Source organism: Streptomyces sp. CA189 (genome assembly GCF_056428985.1).
Map to the genome: position 1 here is coordinate 36201 of NZ_JBWJVM010000012.1, position 23083 is coordinate 59283.

The 23083-nt window shown below is 72.0% G+C and carries 17 protein-coding genes; 8 read left to right on the forward strand and 9 right to left on the reverse strand.

What is annotated here, in order from left to right:
• Positions 1 to 36: 36 nt before the first annotated feature.
• Positions 37 to 1506 (reverse strand): nitronate monooxygenase, encoded by a 1470-nt coding sequence (locus AC061S_RS12490; RefSeq protein WP_478685974.1) that lies wholly within the window; start codon positions 1504 to 1506, stop codon positions 37 to 39.
• A 245-nt stretch (positions 1507 to 1751) separates the two neighbouring features.
• The gene (locus tag AC061S_RS12495; protein ID WP_478685975.1) at positions 1752 to 4016 is read right to left on the reverse strand and encodes a M4 family metallopeptidase; all 2265 of its coding nucleotides are present in this window, start codon (positions 4014 to 4016) and stop codon (positions 1752 to 1754) included.
• Between the two features lie 382 nt (positions 4017 to 4398).
• Here AC061S_RS12495 and AC061S_RS12500 point away from each other — a divergent pair, with 382 nt between their 5' ends.
• Entirely contained in the window at positions 4399 to 5874 is a 1476-nt protein-coding gene (locus tag AC061S_RS12500) for a sugar transferase (protein ID WP_478685976.1), read from the forward strand.
• Between the two features lie 24 nt (positions 5875 to 5898).
• Here the strand turns inward: AC061S_RS12500 and AC061S_RS12505 are convergent, their stop codons facing one another.
• Complete coding sequence (locus tag AC061S_RS12505; protein ID WP_478685977.1) at positions 5899 to 6864, reverse strand: GDP-L-fucose synthase family protein; 966 nt, start codon at positions 6862 to 6864, stop codon at positions 5899 to 5901.
• A gap of 755 nt (positions 6865 to 7619) precedes the next feature.
• Between AC061S_RS12505 and gmd the strand changes: the two genes are divergently transcribed.
• The 4 genes from gmd (at position 7620) to AC061S_RS12525 (ending at position 12773) form a co-directional block, all read left to right on the forward strand.
• Positions 7620 to 8633 (forward strand): GDP-mannose 4,6-dehydratase, encoded by a 1014-nt coding sequence (gmd, locus tag AC061S_RS12510; RefSeq protein ID WP_478685978.1) that lies wholly within the window; start codon positions 7620 to 7622, stop codon positions 8631 to 8633.
• A gap of 251 nt (positions 8634 to 8884) precedes the next feature.
• Positions 8885 to 11662, forward strand: coding sequence for a LamG-like jellyroll fold domain-containing protein (locus tag AC061S_RS12515; RefSeq protein ID WP_478685979.1), 2778 nt, complete (start codon positions 8885 to 8887; stop codon positions 11660 to 11662).
• Between the two features lie 79 nt (positions 11663 to 11741).
• A complete protein-coding gene (locus tag AC061S_RS12520) occupies positions 11742 to 12428 on the forward strand; it encodes a hypothetical protein (RefSeq protein ID WP_478685980.1) in 687 nt (228 codons plus the stop codon).
• 132 nt (positions 12429 to 12560) lie between these two features.
• Positions 12561 to 12773, forward strand: coding sequence for a hypothetical protein (locus AC061S_RS12525; RefSeq protein ID WP_478685981.1), 213 nt, complete (start codon positions 12561 to 12563; stop codon positions 12771 to 12773).
• 14 nt (positions 12774 to 12787) lie between these two features.
• Here the strand turns inward: AC061S_RS12525 and AC061S_RS12530 are convergent, their stop codons facing one another.
• Both AC061S_RS12530 and AC061S_RS12535 read right to left on the reverse strand, forming a co-directional pair.
• Positions 12788 to 13192, reverse strand: a complete 405-nt coding sequence (locus AC061S_RS12530) for a hypothetical protein (RefSeq protein ID WP_478685982.1) — start codon at positions 13190 to 13192, stop codon at positions 12788 to 12790.
• A gap of 113 nt (positions 13193 to 13305) precedes the next feature.
• A complete protein-coding gene (locus AC061S_RS12535; RefSeq protein ID WP_478685983.1) occupies positions 13306 to 14421 on the reverse strand; it encodes a glycosyltransferase in 1116 nt (371 codons plus the stop codon).
• A 143-nt stretch (positions 14422 to 14564) separates the two neighbouring features.
• Here AC061S_RS12535 and AC061S_RS12540 point away from each other — a divergent pair, with 143 nt between their 5' ends.
• The gene (locus tag AC061S_RS12540) at positions 14565 to 15788 is read left to right on the forward strand and encodes an RNA-guided endonuclease InsQ/TnpB family protein (protein WP_478685984.1); all 1224 of its coding nucleotides are present in this window, start codon (positions 14565 to 14567) and stop codon (positions 15786 to 15788) included.
• A gap of 12 nt (positions 15789 to 15800) precedes the next feature.
• On the opposite strand, the gene AC061S_RS12545 is transcribed toward AC061S_RS12540, so the two are convergent.
• Positions 15801 to 16340 carry a WcaF family extracellular polysaccharide biosynthesis acetyltransferase gene (locus AC061S_RS12545; RefSeq protein WP_478685985.1) on the reverse strand — a complete coding sequence of 180 codons (540 nt, stop codon included), beginning with the start codon at positions 16338 to 16340 and terminating at the stop codon, positions 15801 to 15803.
• Between the two features lie 110 nt (positions 16341 to 16450).
• On the opposite strand from AC061S_RS12545, the gene AC061S_RS12550 reads away from it, so the two are divergent.
• Together AC061S_RS12550 and AC061S_RS12555 are read left to right on the forward strand one after the other, a co-directional pair.
• Positions 16451 to 17959, forward strand: coding sequence for a hypothetical protein (locus AC061S_RS12550; protein WP_478685986.1), 1509 nt, complete (start codon positions 16451 to 16453; stop codon positions 17957 to 17959).
• A 77-nt stretch (positions 17960 to 18036) separates the two neighbouring features.
• A complete protein-coding gene (locus tag AC061S_RS12555; RefSeq protein WP_478685987.1) occupies positions 18037 to 18627 on the forward strand; it encodes a TetR/AcrR family transcriptional regulator in 591 nt (196 codons plus the stop codon).
• A 44-nt stretch (positions 18628 to 18671) separates the two neighbouring features.
• On the opposite strand, the gene AC061S_RS12560 is transcribed toward AC061S_RS12555, so the two are convergent.
• The 3 genes from AC061S_RS12560 to AC061S_RS12570 are packed head-to-tail and all read right to left on the reverse strand — an operon-like array spanning position 18672 to position 22917.
• Positions 18672 to 19949 carry an MATE family efflux transporter gene (locus AC061S_RS12560; protein ID WP_478685988.1) on the reverse strand — a complete coding sequence of 426 codons (1278 nt, stop codon included), beginning with the start codon at positions 19947 to 19949 and terminating at the stop codon, positions 18672 to 18674.
• Positions 19946 to 21715 carry a tyrosine-protein kinase domain-containing protein gene (locus AC061S_RS12565; RefSeq protein WP_478685989.1) on the reverse strand — a complete coding sequence of 590 codons (1770 nt, stop codon included), beginning with the start codon at positions 21713 to 21715 and terminating at the stop codon, positions 19946 to 19948. Before AC061S_RS12565 ends, AC061S_RS12560 begins: the two co-directional genes overlap by 4 nt.
• Entirely contained in the window at positions 21712 to 22917 is a 1206-nt protein-coding gene (locus AC061S_RS12570; protein WP_478686074.1) for a glycosyltransferase, read from the reverse strand. Before AC061S_RS12570 ends, AC061S_RS12565 begins: the two co-directional genes overlap by 4 nt.
• Between the last annotated feature and the right edge of the window lie 166 nt (positions 22918 to 23083).

The following is a 23083-nucleotide window of genomic DNA, read 5'->3' on the forward strand; positions in this document are numbered from 1 at the left end:
CCTTCGCGTACCACCTGCTTGCGACCGGCACGGCCCTCAGCCGGCGGCGGGCCGCTCCGCGCCGGCCGCGAGCCAGCGCACCACGTCCGCGGCCGTGTAGGGCTCGGCGTTCGGGGCGAGCTCGGGGAGGAAGGACAGGTCCTTGCCGATCGTCACCAGCGGGGGCTCCACCCGGCCGTGCGGCCGCCGCTGGGCCAGCCCGATCGTGGCCAGCAGGCCGTTGCACAGGCACTGGCGGCCCTTGGTGTCGGAGGCCTCGCCGCCCTTGCGGACGTACGCGGCCACCGGCTCGGCCGCGCACCGGTACACCAGGCCGCGCGGACCCCGTACGGGAGTGCGCAGGAACCCCAGGTCGCAGATCCGGCGCCGGGCCTCGGACACCTCCGGCTCGGAGACCGTCCCCGGCAGGTCCGCCACCTTGAAGGGGAAGGAGGTGGGGGAGGCCTCGGGGTCGTTGCGGACCGAGAGGGTGCCGGAGTGGGCCCGGTCCAGCAGCTCCTCGCGCAGGTGGCGGGCCATCCCCGACTCCTCGCACAGGGCGAACGCGCTGCCGATCTGGACCCCGGCCGCGCCCTCGGCGAGTGCCGCCGCCACGGCCCCGGGGCCGGCCTGGCCGCCGGCGAGCCAGAACGGCAGCCCGAGCGCCGCCATCTTGGCGAGATCGGGGTTGTCGCGCGGGCCGTAGACCGGCTCGCCGTCCCCGTCGAGCTTCATCGGCCCGCGCGGCGGGGCGCTGTGGCCGCCGGCCTGGCTGGTCTCGATCACGAAGCCGTCGGGGCGGGTGATCTCGTCCCGGGCCAGGTAGGCGGCCAGGACCGGGAGCGAGACGATGGCCAGCACGTGGGGGCGGCGCAGCGGGCCGGGCAGGTGCCCGGCGAGCAGGGCCGCGGGGTCGAAGAGGTGCTCCAGGGGCTCGTCCCCATGAGGTCCTCCCTCCACGTGGATCTTGCTCACGCAGCGTTCGTAGCGCGCCAGCCTTGAGGCGAGGGCAGGGATCTGACCGGGGACTCCCGCGCCCACGAGCACGTAGTCGACGCCTGCCAGGATCGCGCCGAACATTGCGGGGGCCGTGGCGAGCTGGATCTTCTCCAGGTAGTTGATGCCGATGACACCGTCATGTCCCTCCTTGGCGAGCCAGACCTCGACGAAGTTGCCGAGGACGGTGAGGATCTCGGCCTGCGAGCCGCCCGTCGCCCGCAGCCGCGGGGTGGTGCGCATCGCCACGCCGTCCGCGAGGCCCTCCTCGCGGAAGTAGAGGTCGAGGGCGGACTGGGCCAGCTCCGGCAGCGGGAAGGCCGCCAGGGCCCGGCGGGCGTGGCCGCCGGGGTCGCCGGTCTGCAGCACGCGGGCCAGTACGACGTCCAGCGCCGTCCCGGAGACCACGCCCAACTGGCCCTCGCCGGACACGGCCCCGGCCAGCCGCCAGCCGGAGACGCCGACGCCCATGCCGCCCTGGATCAGCCAGGGGTGCTGCGCGGCGGGGGCGGTCGTGGGGGTCTGCGGCATGGGTCACGTCCTCGGAATCACCCGAACCTACGGTTCCGTAGGTTCGCTGGATTCCACTATGACCCGGGAGCCGCCCGCCGAATGGCGCCGAAGGTCCCGGCCCTCAGGGGCGCTGGACCCGGTCCGGCGGGGGCCAACGGTACGAGGGGCGGGGGAATGGAACAGGGCCGCCCGGGGAGGTCTTCTCCCGGGCGGCCCCGTGGTCTAGCGGTTCAGCTCTGGTTCACGGACGGCCCCGGTGGGAGTCAGAAGGTGAGCTTCCAGCTGTCGATCTTGCCGGTGTCGATGTTCGCGTTGTCGTTGACCCGGAGCTTCCACACTCCGTTGGCGACCTCGGAGGAGGCGTTGACCGTGACGGACTTGATGATGTTGTCCGCGCTGCCGCCGGTGCGGTTGTGCAGGTTGTACAGGGTGCCGTCGGGGGCGACGAGGTCGACCTTCAGGTCACCGATGTACGTGTGGAGGATGTTCACGTCCACCTTGAGCGTGCTCGGGGCGTTGCCCGTGCGGCTCACGGTGATCGGGGAGTCGACCGTCGCGTTGTCGGCGATGGCGTAGTCCGTGGTGTTCTCGAAGACGTTCGGCTGCGTGGCACCGACCGTCCAGGTGAACGCCGCCGTCCCGGTCTGGTTCGCCGAGTCGGTCACCGTGACGGTCACGTTGGACGTGCCCGCCGTGGAGGCCGTACCCGAGATCAGGCCGTTGGAGGCGTTGATCGACAGCCCGGCCGGCAGGCCGGTCGCCGCGTAGCTCAGGGCGCCCGCGTTGGTGCTGGTGGCCTGGACCTGGAGGCTGACGGCGCTGCCCGTGACGGTGGTCTGGTTGCCCGGGTTGGTGACCGTGACGCCGTTGACGATGCGCGGACCGACGTTGATGGCGGCCCAGGCGTTCGCGGCGTTGTTGTACGTGGTCGAGCCGGCGCCGTACAGGTCGGCAGCGGCCTGCAGGGTGGCGGTACGGGCGGCCGCGTAGTTGGTGTTCGACCTGAACAGGTTGGTGGTCAGGGCGCGGAACCAGATCTTGGACGCGGCGTCGCGGCCGATCGCGGTGACCGGGAGGCCGTCGGAGGTCGGCGAGTCGTAGCTCACGCCGTTGACGACCTTGGCGCCGGAGCCCTCGGAGGCCAGGTAGTACCAGTGGTTGGCCGGGCCCGAGGAGTAGTGGACGTCGATCGAGCCGATGCCCGAGTACCAGGCGTCCTTCGACGAGCCGTCCTTGCTCGGCTTGTCCATGTAGCGCAGCGGGGTGCCGTTGCCGCGGATGTCGATCTTCTCGCCGACCAGGTAGTCGCCGACGTCCTGCGGGTTGGCGGCGTAGAACTCGACCGCCGCCGCGAAGATGTCGGAGGTGGCCTCGTTCAGACCACCGGGCTCACCGGCGTAGGTCATGTTGCCGGTGACCGAGGTCAGGCCGTGCGTCATCTCGTGCGCGGCCACGTCGGTGGACGTGAGCGGCTTGGCGTTGCCGTCACCGTCGCCGTACGTCATGCAGAAGCAGGAGTCGTCCCAGAAGGCGTTCACGTAGTTGTTGCCGTAGTGGACCCGGCTGTACGGGGAGACCCCGTCGTTGCGCAGGCCGTTGCGGCCGTGGACGTTCTTGAAGTAGTCCCACGTCACCTGCGCGCCGTAGTGGGCGTCGGCGGCGGCCGTCTCCAGGTTGGCCGGCAGGCCGTTGCCCCAGATGTCGTCCGCTCCGGAGAACAGGGTGCCGGTGCCGGAGGTGGCCCGGTTCAGGTTGTTCGTCTTGTGGCCGCCGCGCGAGGCGTCGTTCAGCGTGAAGTTGCTGCCCGACTGCGCGGTCCCGATCGTCACCTGGCCGCTGTACATGGTGTTGCCGGTGCCGGTCTTGACGGCCTGCCACTCGGTGATCTTCGCGCCGGTCTTGGCGTTGGTCACCACGTGCAGCTCGCTGGGCGTGCCGTCGTGCTGGAGGCCGCCGACGACGGTCTCGAAGGCGAGGACGGGAGCGCCCTCGGCCGCCCAGATCACCTTGCGGGCGCCCTTGGTGGCCTTGACGTCCTTGGAGCCCTCGGCGTTGGCGGCGGAGACCGCCTGGCCCTCCGCGGCGGACGGCGCGACGGTGGCGGTGGTGTCCACCTTCAGGTCGTGGTTGGTGGCCTTGGTGACGCGCTTGGTGACGCCGCCCTTGGCGTGGATGGTCAGGTCACCGCCGAGCACCGGTATGCCGTCGTAGGTGCGCTCGTACGAGGTGTGGGTGGTGCCGTCCACGTCCTTGACCACGTCGCGGACGATGAGCTTCTCGCCGCTGCCGAGGCTGAGCGCCTTGGCGGCCTGCGCGGTGGTGGAGTTGGCCTCGGCCAGGAGCGTCGCACGCTCCGAAGCGCTGAGTTTGAGGTTGGCCGCGCCCGGGTTGGCCTGGGCGACCGAGCCGGCCTGTGACGCGGTGGCGTCGGCGGTGGCGGATCCGGTCTGGATGCCTACGGCGAGGAGAGCGGCCGCGGCAACAAGCGCGCCGGCCGTGGTGGCGCGCCGCTGGGGGGTGGGACTCAACGCAGACTCCTTCTGCAAGGGGGGTTCCGGATGGCTGGGTGGGCCTCCGGGCAGATCGGGCTGGTGCGAAGAACGGTCGAAGAGTGACACCTGGGCGCGGGGATGTCAGGGCCGCGTCAAAAGGTTGGCCGGAAATCGTTCGTTGTCCGAAGAGACGTATCCGGTATGCGGAACATTCACTTTGGAATGAGAGAGGGGCGCGCAATATCCGGAATGTGCACTACCGACCGCTAACGCTTGGGCAACAAGACGTCCGGTTCCCGCAAACGGCATTTACCGTACGGGTGTTTGTCGTACTGTTTGCCGGTGCGTCTGACGTCCACTGCCTGGGGAAGCCGCGGACACTCGCGCCACCGTCATAGACCACGTGCCAGGGGGGCCCATGAGGCATGTCCACATACCTGTGCAAAGAGTGGCCAGAGCGGCCCGAGCGTCGGCCATGCCAGCCCGGGGCCTCGGCGACAAAGCCCGTTGGTACCTGCCCGCCGCGGTGGGCGCGGACCTGATCGGCGCGGGAGTCCCCGTCGGCCTGGTCTTCGAGGCCGCCCAGCAGGCCCGGCCCCTCTACTGGGCCCTCGGCGCGGCCCTGGCCTGGACCGGCGTGCAGCTGACGCGCAGGCGCTATGCGGGCCGCGCGCTCGGTGAATCCCGGGGAGTCCTGCCCGTCGTACACGACTGGCTGATTCTGATCGGCGTACTCGCCGTGGTCCGCGTGGTCACGGGCGAGAACACCCCCCGGCTGTCCGCCCTCGGCGCCCTCGTACCCGCGCTGCTCGTCACCGTCGCCTGCCACAAGCTGACCTACCGCCACCTCTCCGCGGCCCGGCGCGAGGCCCAGGCGGTGAGCCGGGTGCTGGTCGTCGGCGAGCCCGACGCCGCGGAATCCGTCATCGGACACCTCGCCGCACGTACCGACCACCCCTACGTGGTGGTCGGCGTGGTCCCGGTGGGTCCCGGCGGGCTGGACAGCGGGGTGCCCGTGGCCGCGCGGCTCGGCTCCACGATGGCGCAGGCCCCGAACGGGGACTCCTCTGCCGTGCTCGGCGCCGTCGCCGCGCACCGCGCCGACCTGGTGCTCGTCGCACCGGGGGCCCGGCTCGCGGGGGAGCGGCTGCGGCGGATCTCCTGGGCCCTGCACGACGCCGGGCTCGAACTGGCGGTCTTCCCCGGCCTGGTGGAGGTCTCCGTCAAGCGGCTGGAGACCCTGTCCGCGGGCGGACTGGCCATGCTGCGGGTGGCGCCGCCGGTGAGCCGGGGCATGCAGCCCCTGCTGAAATCCGTACTGGACCGGACGGGCGCGGCGCTCGGACTGGTCCTGCTGTCGCCGGCCTTCCTCGCGATGGTCCTGGCGATCCGCTTCGGCTCGCGCGGGCCTGCCTTCTACCGGCAGCGGCGCATCGGCCGCGACGGGGTCCCCTTCGTCATGTGGAAGTTCCGCACGATGGTCGTGGACGCCGAGGCGCGGAAGGACGAGCTGTCCGGGGCCAACGAGAACGACGGCCTGATGTTCAAGATGCGCCGCGACCCCCGGGTGACCCGGGTGGGCCGGCTGCTGCGCCGCACGTCCATGGACGAACTGCCGCAGCTGATCAATGTGGTGGCGGGCAACATGTCACTGGTCGGGCCGCGCCCGCCGCTGCCGGAGGAGGTGGCCCAGTACGACGAGGTCGAGCTGCGCCGGCTCGCGGTGCGGCCGGGGATGACCGGGCTGTGGCAGATCAGCGGGCGGTCCGACCTCTCGTGGGACGAAACCATCCAGCTCGACCTGCAGTACGTGGACAACTGGTCCTTCACCAGTGACGTCGACGTCATGGGCCGCACGCTCCGCGCCGTGGTCGACGGTCGCGGAGCGTACTGAGGCACCGGGGAACCCCGCTTGGGATCAGCTCTGCCCGCGGGCCGGCCCGTCGCTCTGCTCGCGCCACCAGGCGTACGTGGCGGCGATGCCCTCGCGCAGCGGGACCGCGGGCTTCCAGCCGAGCCCGCGCAGCCGGGTCACGTCCAGCAGCTTGCGGGGCGTGCCGTCGGGCTTGGAGGTGTCCCAGGCGAGCCTGCCCCGGAAGCCGGTCACCTCGGCGACGGTCTCCGCGAGGGCCTTGATGGTCAGGTCCTCGCCGCAGCCGATGTTGACCGGCTCGGCGCCGTCGTACTCGCGCAGCAGCACGGCGCAGGCGGCGGCCAGGTCGTCCACGTGCAGGAACTCCCGGCGGGGCGTCCCCGATCCCCACAGCGTGACCTCCTCGCGCCCCTCGGCCGCGGCCTCGTGGAAGCGGCGGATGAGGGCGGGCAGGACGTGCGAGGACTCCAGGTCGAAGTTGTCGCCCGGGCCGTAGAGGTTCGTGGGCATGGCGGAGATGTACGAGGCCCCGTACTGCTTGCGGTACGACTGGACCTGGACGATGCCGGCGATCTTCGCCAGGGCGTACGCCTCGTTCGTCGGCTCCAGCGGGCCGGTCAGCAGGGCGTCCTCGCTGATGGGCTGCGGGGCCAGCTTGGGGTAGATGCAGGAGGAGCCGAGGAAGAGCAGCCGGCCGACCTCGGCGGCGTGCGCCCCCGCGACGACGCTCAGCTGGATCTTGAGGTTGTCCTCCAGGAACTGCACCGGGAACGTGCTGTTGGCCATGATCCCGCCGACCTTGGCCGCGGCCAGGACGACGGCGTCGGGCCGGACGTCCCGCAGGTACGCCGCGGTCGCGGCGGCGTCGCGCAGATCGAGGTCGGCGCGGCCGCGGGTGAGCACCTCGTACCCGTCGGCGCCGAGCCGGCGGACGACCGCGGACCCCACGAGGCCGCGGTGGCCGGCGACGAAGACGCGGGCGTTCGGGGGCAGGAACGGCGAACTTGTCATACCGCCGATGATGCCAGTCCGCTGTCCGCGGTTTTACGGGGGAGCCCCGGCCCCGGTCCGACGCCGCACACCCCGGGGCCACCCCGGACCACCCTTCGGGGGCCACCCCGGACCACCGGTCCGGGGTGGCCCCGGCCCACCGGTCCGGCCCGGCCTCGTGCCGCCCTTCCGGGGCCGCCTCGGGCCACCTGTCCGACCCGCCCCGGGGCCTACCCCGAGCGCCATCCCGGTCCCCGCTCCGGGGCAACCCCGAGAACCGTCCGGGACCGCCCTTCCGTGGTCGGCCCGGACTGCCCTTCCGGGTCCGGTCCGTCGGCGACGCCGGGGCGGGCTCGGAAGCCTCGGCGGGCAGCCGGATTTCGGGTGGTACCGGCCAGTCCGGTGCATACCGACCCGCAAGGGGGCGAGGGGGCCCGATCCGGCGCGAGGGGCTCCGGGCGCAGCGTGTACGGTACCCATCCGGTACCCGTCTCCAGCCCCCTGGGGGCGGACCCGCGCAGCATCCCGGGCCCGGCCCCACTCCGCATCCGGCGGCCGGTCCGACAGCGGGGGCGCGGCCCCGAGCCGCACTCCGGGACCTGGTCCCGAGCCGCACCCGGTGCCCGGCACCGACCCGCACGACGAGGCGTGACCCCGAGCCACACCCGGGGCCGTGCCCCGAGCCACACCCGGGGCGCCGCCCCGAACCGAACAGCTCCGGCCCGTACTCCGGGGCGCAGCCACGACCGCACCGCAACGATCCCCAGGGGGACCCAATGGGCAAGACCGCGCTGATCACCGGCGTCACCGGGCAGGACGGCTCGTACCTCTCAGAGCTCCTGCTCTCCAAGGGCTACACGGTGCACGGGCTCGTGCGGCGGTCCTCCAGCTTCAACACGGAGCGGATCGACCACATCTACCAGGACCCGCAGACGGCGAACCGTTCCTTCGTGCTGCATCACGCCGACCTCTCCGACGGCGTCGCCCTGGTGAACCTGCTCCGCGAGATACGTCCCGACGAGGTCTACAACCTCGGCGCCCAGTCGCACGTCCGCGTCTCCTTCGACGCCCCGCTCTACACCGGCGACGTGACCGGCCTCGGCGCCCTGCGCCTGCTGGAGGCGATCCGGGCCAGCGGCGTGGACACCCGCATCTACCAGGCCTCCTCCTCGGAGATGTTCGGCGCCACCCCGCCCCCGCAGAACGAGGCCACCCCGTTCCACCCGCGCAGCCCGTACGGCGCCGCGAAGGTGTTCGCGTACTGGACGACGGTGAACTACCGCGAGGCGTACGGAATGTTCGCCGTCAACGGGATCCTCTTCAACCACGAGTCCCCGCGCCGCGGCGAGACCTTCGTGACCCGCAAGATCACCCGCGCGGTCGCCCGGATCAAGGCGGGCCTCCAGGAGAAGCTCTACCTCGGCAACCTCGACGCCGTCCGCGACTGGGGCTACGCCCCGGAGTACGTGGACGCCATGTGGCGCATGCTCCAGCAGGACGAGCCCACCGACTACGTCGTGGCCACCGGGGTCGCCGCCACCGTCCGCGAGTTCGTCGAGGCCTCCTTCACCCACGCCGGTCTCGACTGGAACGAGCACGTGCGCTACGACCCCAAGTACGAGCGCCCCAGCGAGGTCGACGCCCTGATCGGCGACGCCTCCAAGGCCCATGAACTGCTCGGCTGGAAGCCGACGGTCCTGGTGGCCGAACTGGCCCGGATCATGGTGGATTCCGATATCCGGCAGGTCGAGGACCAACTGGCGGGCGCCAGCATCCGCATTGACCGCTGAGGCCTTATATTTCGCCTACGATTTGCCGTGTCCCGGTCATTCGCGCAGCTATCGGCGAGTGTGGCCGGGGTAAATCTGCCGTATGTCCGTAGTGCTCCATCCATGCCGGACTCGTTGATTCCAAGTTGGTAGCAATGGGGCGGGCGTGGTGACCAGGCCCTCGCGTGAGCCCTAGTCTGCGCCAGTACATATGGCTGTTCTGATAGTTGTCGAACCAGCCATTCAAGCCGGGCAATTGCCCTGGGGGGCTCATGCGTAGATCCAGAGGGCTGACTGCTGCCCTCGCCCTGTCACTGGCCGGTGCCGGCACCGCGATAGGCCTGGTGCTGATACCCGAGGCGTCGGCCATCACGCAGCCGGTGGCCTTCACCGCCGACAGCCTGCCGACGTGGCAGCCCAACGGCATCGTCTGGGCGATGGCCGAGGCCAACGGCACCGTCTTCGCGGGCGGCACCTTCTCGGCCGTCCGCCCGCCCACCGGCGCGGCCGGTACCGAGCAGGAAGCCGTGAACTTCGTCGCGCTCGACGCGGCGACCGGCGCCCCCACCTCCTGCAAGCTCTCCTTCACCATCGGCGAGGGCAGCGCGACCGTGCGCGCGCTCACCGTCTCGAAGGACAAGAAGACCCTGTACGCGGGCGGCTACTTCGGCGCCGTCAACGGAACCCCGGCCTCCAGCGTCGCCGCCATCGACATCGCGACCTGCACCCCCAAGGCCTCGTTCAAGCCGAAGTTCCCGGCCACCGTGCGCGCGCTCACCGCCGGCGACACGACCCTGTACGCGGCAGGGGACTTCAGCACCGTCGAGGGTGCGGCCCGCGAGCGGTTCGCCGCGGTCGACGCCGCCTCCGGTGCGCTCAAGCCCTTCGTCGCCAACGCCGACGAGCCCGGCCGCGCGCTCCAGCTCAGCAACGACGGCAAGAACATCCTGCTGGGCGGTGACTTCTTCACCGTCAACGGCGCCCAGAGCCACGCGCTCGCCGTCGTGAACGCCACCACCGGCGCCGTGACCAAGACGTACGGCACCATCCCCTCGATGTCGGTCATCAAGTCCATCGCGGCCGACGCCACGGGCTACTACACCGGCGCCGAGGGCACGGGCGGCTTCGACGGCCGGGTCGCCCTCGCCACCGACTTCAGCGAGAAGTGGCGCGACCAGTGCCTGGGCGCGACCCAGTGGGTGCTGCCGTACGACGGAGTCCTCTACAGCTCCTCGCACGCGCACAACTGCACCTCCGAGGGCGAGTTCCCCGACGGCAAGCGCCACTTCCTGCTGGCGCAGCTGACCGACTGGGGCAACGGCGGCCTCGACGCCCCCTCGGCCGTGAACGGCTTCGTGCGCAGCCCGGGGAAGCTCGGCTGGCACCCCACCGCCAACGACGGCCTCGGCGAGGGCATCGGCCCGCGCGTGATGGCCATCGCGGAGAAGGACACCACCAAGTACATGTGGGTCGGCGGTGAGTTCACCCTCATCAACGGCAAGGCCCAGCAGGCCCTGACCCGCTTCGCCTCCACCGGCGACGTCGGCGCCCCGACCACACCGGTCTCCAGCGTCTCCAGCGTCAAGCCCGGCGAGGTCCAGGTCCGCTGGCGCGCCAGCTACGACGCGGACGACAGCAAGCTGACCTACCGCATCTACCGCAACGGCTCCGCGACCCCGATCGCCACCGTCAGCGCGAACTCCCTGGAGTGGCTGCGCCAGCAGGCCTCCTGGACGGACACCACGGTCAAGGCCGGCGCGTCCTACAGCTACCGGGTCACCGCCACCGACGCGGCGGGCAACACCAGCGCCCTGTCGGCCACCACCTCGGTCTCGGTCCCGACCACGGTCACCGCGTACCCCAACCAGGTCCGCGAGGACGGCGCCAACCTGTACTGGCGCTACGACGACGTCGTCAGCCCGTACGTGGCCGACTCCTCGGTCTCCGGCAACACCAGCGGCATCCAGCTCAACGCCCCGGCGCTGCGCCAGACCCCGGGTGCGATCACCGGCGCCAGCACGGCCATGGGCTTCAACGGCACCAGCCAGCAGGTGTACAGCGACCACCGCCAGACGGTCGGCAGCAGCTACACGCTGGAGACCTGGTTCAAGACGAACACCACGCGCGGCGGCAAGCTGCTCGGTTTCGGCACCAACCAGGACCGCAACAGCAACCTGTACGACAAGCACCTCTACATGACCAACACCGGCCGGATCTTCTTCGGGGTCAACTCGGGCGGGACGAAGACCGTCTCCACCGGCCTGCTGGACACGTACAACGACAACAAGTGGCACCACGTCGTCGCCACCCAGGGTCCCGCCGGCATGGCGCTCTACGTGGACGGCCAGGCCAAGGGCACTCTGAACGTCACCGGGTCCCAGCAGATCGAGGGCTACTGGCACGTCGGCGCCGACAACCTCGCCGGCTGGCCCTCCCGGCCGACCAGCAACTTCTTCGCCGGCCAGATCGACGAGACGGCCGTCTACCCGAAGGTGCTGACCGAGGCCCAGGTCAAGAACCACTACGCCCTGGCCAAGGCCGCCACCGACACGGTCTCCAAGGTCACCGCGACCGAGGACACCTACATCAACCAGGGCGCCCCCAGCACCGCCTACGGCGCGTCCGCCTCGCTGGCCGTCCGCGGCACCTCGGCCTACGAGACGTACCTGCGCTTCGACATCCCGGCCGCCCCGGCCGGCACGGTGCTGAAGTCCGCGTCCCTCCAGGTCAAGACCACCACCGTGGCGAGTGCCGGCACCACCGACACCGTCTCCGTGGTCCCGGTCACCGGTACCTGGAGCGGTGCGGGCACGACCTTCAACAGCAAGCCCACCCTGGGCACCACCCCGCTCGGCTCCTTCGCGGGCGTGCCGGACGGGTCGGCGGTCCAGAGCACGCCGCTGAGCACCACCGCGCTCTCCGCGGTGCTGGGCACCAGCTACAGCCTGGGCCTGACGAGCACGGGTACCAACCCGCTGTGGATCTGGTCCTCGGAGTCCACGGCCGTGGACGCCAAGCCGCAGCTGACCCTCACCTTCGGCGCGAAGTAACCGCTTGACGGAGTGCGGGGCCCGGCCGTTTCGACGGCCGGGCCCCGCACACCCATCTCATACGTACGGGAGCCACCTCATGTACCGACGCTCCGCAGCGGCCGCCGTCCTGCTGGCCGCCGCCCTGACGCTGACGTCCTGCAGTTCGGGCGGCGACGGCAAGGCCGAAGCCTCGGCCGCCTCGCCCAAGCCGCCGGCCGCCTCGCCGGTCGCGGACCCGGCCGACGCCACGGACACCCCGGCGCCGCCCCCAGCGGACGCGAAGCCGACGGGTCCCGTCCTGCCGGACACGAAGCTCGTCCCGAAGACGGGCAGCTTCACCGCGCCGGAGAAGCAGTACCTGAGCGGCCGGGTCCCGGAGAAGATGGACCCGGCGGCCGTCCTGCAGGGCGGCCAGGAGGCCTGCCAGCGGGTGGGGCGCACGGCGAAGCGGGACAAGGACGCGGCGGTCGGCGCCCTCGTGGCCGGGGAGATCCCGGGCGCGAAGGACGCGATCACCTTCCTCTGCCCGGAGCAGAAGCCGGTCCTCGACGGGGCGGCGAAGGGCTTCCCGGACGGCACGAAGGAGTCCCCGGCGGCGGGCACCTACCGCGCCCTGACCCAGAGCACGACGTGCGCCTGGGAAGCCAAGGCCAAGGACGGCACCGCCCTCGCCTCGGGCCCGGAGACCCCGCTGAAGCCGGGCGACAAGATCACCGCCAAGATCCCGGCGGGCACGGCTCAGTTCGTCTCGAACGGCTGCTACGCCTGGGTCCCTTCCGCGTAACGCACCACGCACGCAACGCCCCCGCTGCCCGAACCTCTCGGGCAGCGGGGGCGTTTTCGTTCCCGCATCGGGGGCATCCGAGCCTCCACACGGCGGGGCTGCACCCCGTCCACGATGCTGGAGGCGAATCCAATGAGGGGCATCAGCGGTTGCATAGGCCTGATCGTGGTGGGGGCCGTCCTCACCTTCGCGAGCGACTGGCAGCTGCAGAGCGTGAACCTCGACCTGGTCGGGGTCATCATGATGGTCGCGGGCATCATCGGCCTCGCGGTCTACGCGAGCGTCCTCAAGCGCCGCCGCGTCGGCGCCCTCCCGGTGGTCGACGAAACCCGCCGCGGGCTCTGAGGCATGAACAAGCGCTAGGCGCGGTGAGGCGACACCAGCTCGTGCGCGTACGCGTCCTCCGGGGCGAGGTCCTGGACCGCCCGGAAGGCCTCCTCGACTCGCCCCGTCCCGCACAGCAGTTTGACGAGGTGGTACAGGGCGCCACGGTCGCCGCCTTCGGCGCGGCGGAACAGTGACTCGTCCATCTTCCTTTCGTGAAGTGACTTGTTGAGTCTTCGGCGTGCGTGGACATCGGTGAGCGCGAGTTCCGCGAGTTCTGTGAACCGCTCCGCGCGGACGAGCAACTCCAGGTGCCACAAGTGGTTGCTGTGCGCGGAGGAATCAGCGGAATAGCAACCGGCGCGGGCGCTGACCAACAGGATGGCCGCGTCCCAATCCCCGCGCCGCTCTGCTGACAGGGCCTGCTCGTACCACTCCATGGGATGACTATCGCGTAGCGGTCCCCGGAAGGACACCGTGGAATGGCCGCCGGGCAGCAGCCGCCGGAACCGAGGGGGCACGGCCCACACCGTACCGACGCGGGTCCGCGCCCTCAGCGGGAGATGCCCTCGTACACCGGCAGCAGTGTGTCCAGGACCGCGTCCATCGAGAAGGCGGACGCCGCCAGTTCGCGGGCGGCCTTCGAGGACGTGGCGTTCTCGGTCGGGTCCAGGAGGGACAGGACCGCTGCCGCGACGCCCGCCGGGCCGGGGTCGACCGCGCGGCCCGCGCCCGCGCGGGCGATGTCGCGGGCCAGGCCGTTGGAGTGGGTGACCACCGGCGGGACGCCCACCGCGAGGGCTTCCAGGACCGACATCGGGAACGGCTCGTCCACCGACGGCAGTACGTAGACGTGGGCGCGGCGCAGCTCCGCCAGGACCTCCGGGCCCGACAGGGCGCCCGGGACCGTGAAGCGGGCGGAGAGGCCGAGGGCGCTCACCCGGGCGCGGACCGCCGCGAGTTCGCCCTCGTCCGGGCCGGCCACCACGAACTCCGCGTCCGGGTGCGCCGCCAGGACGGCCGGGGCGGCGTCCACGAAGTCCACCGGGCGCTTGCGGGCCTGCAGGCGGGCCGAGTAGAGGATCCGCGGGGGCCCGGACAGGGCGGGGCGCTCCTCCTGCGCCGGGGTGCCGTTGACCAGGCGGACGGCGTTCGGGAGCGGCGCCCCGACCACCGCTTCGAGGCCCTCGCGCTCGTGCGGGGTGAGGTACAGCAGCGCGTCGGCGCCGCGCAGCAGGCGGCGTACCGCCAGCGCGTCCAGCACCTTGGCCAGCAGTTTCCCGCTCGGGTCGACCATGCCGTGGGTCTGCAGGACCAGCGGTGTGCCGGCCCGCAGCGCCGCCAGGGCGACGGGCAGGGTGACCAGGTCCCGCGCCAGGTGGACGTGGACCAGGTCGGCGCCCCGCACCAGGCGGCCCGCGGAGGCGAGCAGGGCCGGCGAGGTCATCCCGCTGAAGCCGAGGGGGAGCAGCCGCCGGGCCGGGAAGAGCTTCGCGGGAACGCCCTCCACCGAGGTCGGCCAGGGGTCGGGGAACCCCTCGCCCAGCGCCAGCAGGTTCGCCTCGTGCCCGCGGGCGCGCAGCCCCTTGGCCAGGTTCAGCGCGACCCGCACCGGCCCGCCGAAGGCATGCGTGGGGGAGTGCAGGGTGACGGCGTGCAGGACTCTCACTGGATCTCTCCCAGGATGCTCAGGGCTTCAGTCCGGGGCGCAGTGGGTCCCGCCGTCGTAGGCGCGGAGCGCCGGGGTTCTGCTCGCATCTGTTGTGAGCTGCGCTTTCTGGCGTTGTCAGTGGGCTGGTCTAGGTTGATTGCATGACGGCATCTCAGGAGACGGAGGCGACCGGGCATGCCCGGTTTACCTACCGGCTTCGCGTGTCGTCTACAGCCCGCAGTCTGCTGTTCGGTGAGTGGGCGCGGTGTCGGTGGGTCTGGAACGAGTGCTGTGCCCGGTCGAGGAAGGCCCACGCCGCGAATGAGAAGTGCGGGCCGGCCCGGCTGGACAAGATGCTGACGGAGGCACGCAACCGCAACGCCTGGTCGCGTGATGGCAGCAGTGTTCCGCAGCAGCAGTTGGTTCGGGACTTCGGGAAGTCTCGTGCCAAGGCCTTGAGGGACGTCAAGGCGCGGTTGCCGTTGAGGCAGCGGGCGGGGATGCCGAAGTACAAGAAGAAGGACCATGCCGATCCGACGCTCAATTACACCCGGCGAGGCTTTCGGATCAAGGACGGCCGCCTGCACCTTGCGGGCGGCATCAGCCTGACCGTTGTCTGGTCCCGCGAACTCCCGGCGGATCCGTCGTCGGTGCGGATCTACTGCGACAGCCTCGGCAACTGGTATGCGTCCTTCGTCGTCCCTGCCGAAGCGCAGCCGCTCCCGGAGACCGGTGCGGTGATCGGGATCGACTGGGGTGTGAAGGAGACGGCGACCACCACCAGCGACGCCCACGACCTCCCGCACCCCGAGCACGGCAAGAAAGCGGCCGCCGGGCTCGCCCGCTATCAGCGGATGACGGCCCGCCGGAAACCGGCGAAGGGCAAACCCGGCTCCAGGGGCTACCGCGCCGCGAAGAAGCTGGCGGCGAAGCTGTACAAGAAGGTGGCCCGCCAGCGGCAGGACACCGGTCGCAAGTGGGCCAAGTCTGTGGTCCGCGACCACGACGCCCTCGCGGTGGAGGACTTCCGGCCGAAGTTCCTTGCGAAGTCGACCATGGCCCGAAAGGCCACCGACGCGGCGATCTCCGCCACCAAGACGGCGCTGATCGAGATGGGCCGCAAGCACGGGCGCATCGTGCACCTTGTCCATCCCGCGCACACCACCATGGACTGTGCGCAGTGCGGAGCGAGAACCAAGCACGCACTACCTCTCTCGGAACGTACCTACACCTGCACCGTGTGCGGAGCCGTGTCCCCCAGGGATAAGAACTCCGCCCGCGTGATGCTGGTCCGGGCTGGTCTCAACCCGGCTGGTGCTGATCGTGTAAGAGCTGATGGACCGCCGGTCCACAGCCAACGTGAGCCAGGAATCCCCGCCCCTTGAGGCGGGGAGGATTCAATTCGGCTCCTCGACCGGGCGGCGGCGCCCGTCGTGGGTCTGCAGGGTCAGTGCGGGGAGGTCCTGGTGGACCACGGATCCCGCGCCCGCGACCGCGCAGCGGCCGATGGTCACGCCGGCCAGCACGGTGGCCCGTACCGCCACCCACGCGCCGTCCTCGACGGTGATCGGGGCGTTGCGGTAGCGGAAGTCGGCGGCCCGGTGGTCGTGCGAGCCGGTGCACAGCAGCGCCTCCTGCGAGACGCAGGCGTGCGCGCCGATCGTCACCGGCTCCAGGTTCAGCACCCAGGCGCCCTCGCCGATCCACGCGTGGTCGCCCACGGTCAGCTTCCAGGGCCACAGCACCCGCACCCGGTGGCGGATCAGCACCCCTTCGCCGATCCGGGCCCCGAAGGCGCGCAGCAGCGCGACCCGCAGCCGGGCGGGACACAGCCAGCTCATGAACAGCGTGTTCATCACGGCGAACCAGAGCGCCTGCGTCAGCCGCCCGCGCCCCTTGTCGTATCCGGCCAGCGTGAAGGCAGGAAGATCACGCACAGGCACCCCTCGCAGTCCGGCCCCCGACGGCGCCTTCGAAGGCGCCTCCCCGGGCGCCGAGCGCTCAGACTAGACTGCGCCCGGATCAGGCACAGGGGGTGGGGGCAAGCGTGGCGACCGACATACGCGAGACCGCCGCCAGGCCGGGGCCACCGCACCCCGGCGAAGAGAAGAGCTGGGGCCGGGTCACCACTCCGCGGACCCTGCTCTCCCGGGCGCTCTCCGTCCCGCTGGCCCTCGGGTTCACCGTCTTCCTGCCCCTCTTCGTCGCCGTCCAGCCCGGCGCCGGCCAGCACGACGCCGCCTTCTGGCTGCAGCTCCTGCTCGCCATGTACGCGGGCGCCCGGCTCTCGGCGATGGTCCTGACCAGTCAGCGCAAGCTGCTCCAGGGCTCCTTCTGGCTCTTCGTCTACATGGCCATGGGCGTGGCCCCCCTCGCGCAGGCCGTCCTCGGCCAGGTCCCGACCCCCGTGGTCGGCCCCCGCTCCGACCTCACCGCCGCCATCGGGCTGGTCCTGCTGGGCTGCGCCGCCTTCGACATGGGCGTCCTGCTGGCCCGGCACCGGCCGGTCGGCCGCGCGGGCGGTTCGCAGAAGGAGCCGCGCCCGCTCATGGCGCACCGGCGGCGCCTCCACCTGCTGACCGCCGTCGCGTTCCTGGGCAGCGCGGCCCTGATCGTGAAGCTCGGCGGCCCGGCGGTGTTCTTCTCCAGCCGCCAGGAGATCATCGCGGGCATCGAGGAAGCGGGCGTCTCCCAGGACGGCCAGGCCGGCCAGGCCCTGCTGCGCGGCTTCGGCACGGTCCCCGCGCTGCTGGCCCTGCTGCTGTACACGCGCTGGCTGATCACCTCGAAGTTCGCCCGGCGCAAGGTCTCGACCATCGTCACCTGGTCGGCGCTCGTGGTCCTCAACCTGATCGTCAACAACCCGATCTCGAACCCGCGCTACTGGTTCCTCACCGTCATGTTCGCGCTGCTCTTCACCGTCTTCCCGGTGAGCGCCGCGATGTACCGGGTGGCGCTGTCCATGGCCGTGGTGATCGCCCTCCTCGTCTTCCCGTTCGCGGACCGCTTCCGCTACGACGAGAAGAACTACAAGCCGGTCGAGACGACCTCGTTCCTGGAGCCGATGGCGCTCAAGGACTACGACCAGATCGGCATGTTCGCGAACACCATCACCTTCTCGGAGTCCGGTCCCGGCCATTCCTACGGGCGCCAGCTCGCGGGATCCGTCTTCTTCGCGGTGCCCCGCTCGGTGTGGTCGGGCAAGCCGCGCGACACCGGCGTGATGGTCGGCCAGTGGATGGGCACGGTCAACACCAACCTCTCCTCCCCGATCTGGGCCGAGCTGTGGATCGACTTCGGCCCGCTGGGCATGGGTGCGGGGCTCCTGGGGCTGGGGTACGCCTCCGCCCGCGTCGACCGGCGCTACGCGAAGCGCGCCCGGCGCAGCTCGCCGCCCGGCAGCCTGATCTCCACGGTGGTCCCGCTGGTCGCGGGGTACTCCTTCATCCTGCTGCGCGGGCCCCTGCTCCAGGCCTCGGGCCGGATCGCGATCGCGGGGATGTGCCTCGCGCTCGTGGCCACGTACCGGCAGGACAAGGCCACTTCCCTGCGCTGACCCAGGACGCGCAACTGCTCCATAAGCGCAACCGCTCACCTTGTGCACCGGCTACGCCGCGCCGGTACGGTGGAGTCATGACCGAGACCGTGGGGCGCCGCGAACGCAAGAAGGCCCAGACCCGCAAGGCCCTGGCCGATGCCGCGCTGCGCCTCTTCCTGGAGCACGGGTACGAGAAGGTCGGGGTCCGTGACGTGGCGGAGGCGGCCGACGTCTCCGTGACCACGCTGTTCAAGCACTTCCCGAGCAAGGAAGCCCTGGTCTTCGGCGCGGATGAGGCCACCGGCGACATCGAGGCCGCGCTCGTCTCGGCCGTACGGGACCGCGCGCCCGGGCAGTCCGTCCTGCACTCCCTGCGCGAGCACCTCGTGGCGACCCGGGCGACCCGGCGGATCGACGACCCGGCGGTCCTCGCGCACCTCACCCTGGTCCGGGAGACGCCCGAACTGCTGGAGTACTGGGACCGGATGTGGCGGCGCCACGAGTCCGCGCTCGCCGCGGCCATCGCGGAAGCGGCCGGCGCCCCCGAAGACGACCTCCGGTCCGCCGCGCTGGCCCGGTTCGCGATGGACACCACGAGCCTGATCCGCGGCCGGGAGGACCAGCAGCAGGCCATGCGGGACCTGTTCGCCCTGATCGAGGCGGGCTTCGGCGACACCCCGGCCTGACGGAGAAAAGCGGGTAGGCCCGGAAGCCGCCCTGACGCCGCGCCTCAGGCCGCGCGGACCTGGTCCGCGGGCCCGGCGGGGTCCGGCACGGGGTCCGGCGCGGGGGCGGGCGAGGGGTCCGGCAGCCGGGCCACGCGCAGCCAGCCCGCCGCGGCCTTCGCGGCGGAGCCGAGGGCCAGCCCCCAGGCCGCCCCGGCCACGCCCCAGACGGCGTACCCGCCCAGCAGGAGCCCGACCGACAGCAGAGAGAAGACCACCTGGAGCGAGAGGGTGGCCTTCGGGTTCAGCACCCGCAGGGTCAGCAGCGCACAGGTGCCGAGCCCCATGACGGCGTACTGGGCGCCCGTCGCGGGCAGCAGCGCGGCCGCCGCCGCCCAGGTGTCGCCGAGCAGCTCGCGGCCCACCCGCTCCGGCAGGGCGTACAGCACGGCCCCCCACCCGGCGCCGGTCACCGCGAGCGCGCCGCCCAGCAGGGCGGTCAGCCGGACCACGCCCCGCTTCCCGGAGGCCCGGCCGACGACCGGCGGGCCGAAGGCGTTCGCGGAGTTGAACAGCACGTTCAGCGGCCCGAAGAGGGTGCTCGCACCGCGCAGCGCGCCGACCGCCAGCGGGGTCGCGAAGACGCCGAGCCCCAGGACGGCGAGCTGGCTGGAGCCGTTGCCCACCGCGAACTCGGCCGCGAACCGCTGCCCCAGGTGCCCGCGCCGCAGGTACGGCCGTAGGTCAACGGCGCCGCCGGAGCCGCCCCGCACCGAGGGCCGCAGCAGCCACAGGCCCAGCGCGAGCGCGGGCAGCGCGGAGACCCCCCACACCAGCACCAGCCGTCCCGCCGAGGCGCCCTCGGGCTGGAACAGCAGCGCGGACACCACGCACGCGAGGCGCAGCGCGTCCGCGGCCAGCGCCCGCCCGGGCATCCGCAGGGCGGAGAAGCAGTAGCGCAGCCCGTCCTGCAGCAGCACCAGGGGCAGTACGAGTCCCAGCGCGAGGAACGCCCACCCGGTCGCCCCGGGCAACAGCAGTCCCAGGAGGGCCAGTACGGCTCCCACCGCCGCCGAGGCGGCCCCGGTGAAGGCGAGGCCCGAGCGGCAGGCCGCGGCGAGGCGGGCGGCGCCGGGGTCGTCCTTCTCCAGCACCAGGGTCTGGCCGACGTAGGCCATGTTCAGGCCGAGCAGCACGGAGAAGGCCACGTAGACCATAGAGAAGTCGGCGAAGCCGGCCGCCGAGGAGAGCCGGGCGGCCAGCACCAGGACCAGGATGTTCGTGGCACTGGACGCGGCCTGGTCCAGTACCGAGGCGACCGCCGCGAGGCCGCGCCGGCTCACCGCCGGCCCGTGCGGACCGTACGCAGGGCGACCGTGTCGGTGCCGTCACCCGGGATGTGCTGCGAGGCGTCGGCGGCGGCCACCTCGTACGGGATCGGCTGCGGCACCCGCGAACGGGGCGAGGGCGGGGAGGGCGGCGTGGGCCGGGGCTCCTCGGCGGCGGGTCCGCCGCCCTTGGGGCTCCGGCCGAATCCGCGCTTCTTCTCGCCCGGCAGCGGCGCGTGCAGGACGGCGCCCAGCACCGTGCCGCCGGCCCCGCTGATCAGCTCGCGGATGCGGGAGAGGTCGGTGCGGCGCACCGCACCGGGGTTGCAGACCACCAGGACGCCGTCGACGCGGTCGACGAGCGCGAGGGCGTCGGCGTACGAGAGCACGGGCGGGGCGAGCACCACGACGGTGGAGTTGGGGGAGTCGGCCTCGGAGATCAGCCGGGAGGCCCGCTGCGAGGTCAGCGCGCGGGGCACGTTGCGCACCCGCTCGCCCGGGATCAGGTCGAAGCTGCCCGACTCCCCGGCGTCCACGAGGAGCTGGCGTCCGTCGGGCCACTCGGTGTCCCCGTGCTGCGCGCCGGCGCCGCCCTGCGACTGGCTCCAGCGCGGCCGGCCGGCGGCGTCGGTGGTCAGCTGGCTGGCCAGCACCGGGGTGCGCAGGTCGGCCTCGATGAGGAGCACGTCCTTGCCGGTCTCCGCGAAGGAGGCGGCCAGGTTCACCGCCACGGCGGCGGCGATCTCGCTGCTGCCGCGCGGGGCGACCACGAGGAGGCGGCGCCGGTCCGCGAAGCGGGAGTCGTAGGCGAGCCGGAAGGCCACCGAGCGGAACTCCTCGGCCAGCCGGGGGTCTTCCTCGCCCGCCGCGAGCAGCGGCCCGCCGTCGGCCTTGCCCCGCGGCAGGGAGCCCAGTACGGGCGCGCGCAGGGCCCGGGCGACATCGCCCTCGGAGCGCGGGGCCGGGTCGAAGACGAGGCGCACCCATGCGCCGAGCAGACCCAGGGCGAGACCCACGGCCGCGCCGAGCGCGAGCGACATGGGGAGTCCGGGGCCGTCGGCCCCGTGCGGCGGGACGGCGGAGCTGGTGACCCGGCCCGGGGTCATGTCCAGGGCCTGGAGCTTGGCGATGTTGCCGTTGAGCGTGTTGATCTTGCTCTGCTGGTCGGTCTTGGAGGAGTACGCGGCGTCCCGCGCCGGACCGGCCGGCATGCCGGTGATCTGCTTGGAGAGCTCGTCGAGCTGCTTGGCCACCGGGTCGCGCTGCTCCTGGTAGCCCTTGACCATCTTGTCGCGGGTGACGTCGAGGGCCTCCTGCCGCTTGAGCAGGTAGGCCTCCGTCATCGCGTTGGCGCGCCTGGCGGCCTCGGCGGGGGAGGCGGCCGTGTAGGTGAAGCGCAGCACCATCGACTGCGGGGGGTTGGTCACCTGCAGGCCGGCGCGCAGGGCCGAGAAGTCGGCGGCCGAGACCCCGAGCTTCTTCGCGGCCTCGTTGGCTATGGAGCTGGAGAGCGCGACCTGCCGCTCCGAGCCGATGTTGATCGCCTTGTCGGGGGCGAGGCTCGGGTTGAAGGGGTCGTCGGTGGGCGCGCGCAGCACGATGTCGGCGGTGGCCACGTAGGTGTCCGCCGTGGAGACGCCGAGGTAGACCCCGCCGAGCAGGCCGATGCCCACGCCCGCGACGATGAGCCGGCGGTAGCGCAGGAGCTGGCGGAACTGGTCCCGGAGCAGGTCCGGTTCGTCCTCGGCCGGAGCCGCTGCCGGTCGGTTCGTCTCGATCACGGCCGGGGACCCCCAAGTGCTTCGTCCATCAGTGCGTCGATGCGGGCCAGGCCCGCCTCACGGCTCAGGTGCGCCGCCACGTGGCGCGGCCCGGCCGCCCCCAGCGCGTCCGCGCCCGCGGGGTCCTCGGCCAGCGCCCGTACGGCCTTGAGCAGGGCCTCCGGGTTCTCCGGCGGTACGAGCACCCCGGCGCCCGAGCGTTCCACTTCCTGGGCGGTCCCGCCCAGCGCCGCGACGGAGGCGACGACGGGACGACCGGCCTGGAAGTACGAGGTCAGCTTGGACGGCACGCTCATGTCCATCACGGCGGCGTGCTGCGTGACCGCGAGCACGTCCGCCGCGGCGAGGATATCGGGGAACTCTCCGTCCGCGGCAGGGGGGATGATGTCGAGATTGGGAACATCGGCCGCCAGGTCGGCGAGGGCGGAGCGCTGGCTGCCGTCACCCATCAGGACGAAGCGGACGCTCGGGTCCAGCCGGGCGGCGCCGACGAGGACCTCCAGTCCCTGCTTGAGCCCCATGTTCCCGGAGTGCAGGACGACGGTCTGGCCGGGAGCCCAGCCGAGGTGGTGTCGGGTCCGCCCGCGCGGCTTGGTGGGCAGCGCCACGTGGGACCAGTTCGGGACGAGCCGGATCCGCTCGGGGTGCACGCCCATGCCGACGACCCGGTCGACGAAGGTCTCGTGGATCACGCCGACGAGGGTGGCCTGCTTCAGGGCGTGGGCCTCGGCCCGCCCGGCGAACGCGGCGGCCTTGTCGCCGCCGCTGATGCCGCTCTGCGCGGCGGCGGCGCCCATCAGGTCCTGGACCACGGGGACGAAGGGGACCTTCCAGCGCGCCGCGAAGCGGGCGGCCAGCAGGCCGCCGGCCAGGCTCGGCATCTGCGCGAGGACCGCGTCCGGCTTCGGCATCCGGGGCGGGGCCACGGAGCCGTGCAGCAGAATCGATCCTTCAAAAAGGGCCCGGCGGACGGCGGTCTGACGCGGCGGCACGGTGTGCGCGCGCCGGTGCACGGTCACGCCCGCGCGCTGTTCCGTGCGCCGTAGCGCCCCCTTGTACTCCGGCTCGACGGACCAGGCCGGGTAGTGGGGCATGCCCGCCAGGACGTGGGTCTCGTGACCGAGACCGGCCCAGTGCTCGGCGATCTGGGTGGCGTACGGGCCGATGCCCGTGTGCTCGGGGGCGTAATTCGTGGAAACCAGCAGTAGTCGTCGCTGACCGGATTTCGACACTGGACGTCCCCCTCTCACCAGGATGATGCGCACGTCACCCTATTCGTTCACCGGCACCAGGGGGAACGTGCACGCTATTGTCTGCTAATCCGCCACACCGGGGTGTGCGGCTTCTGGGGGATAACACGTGACGGAG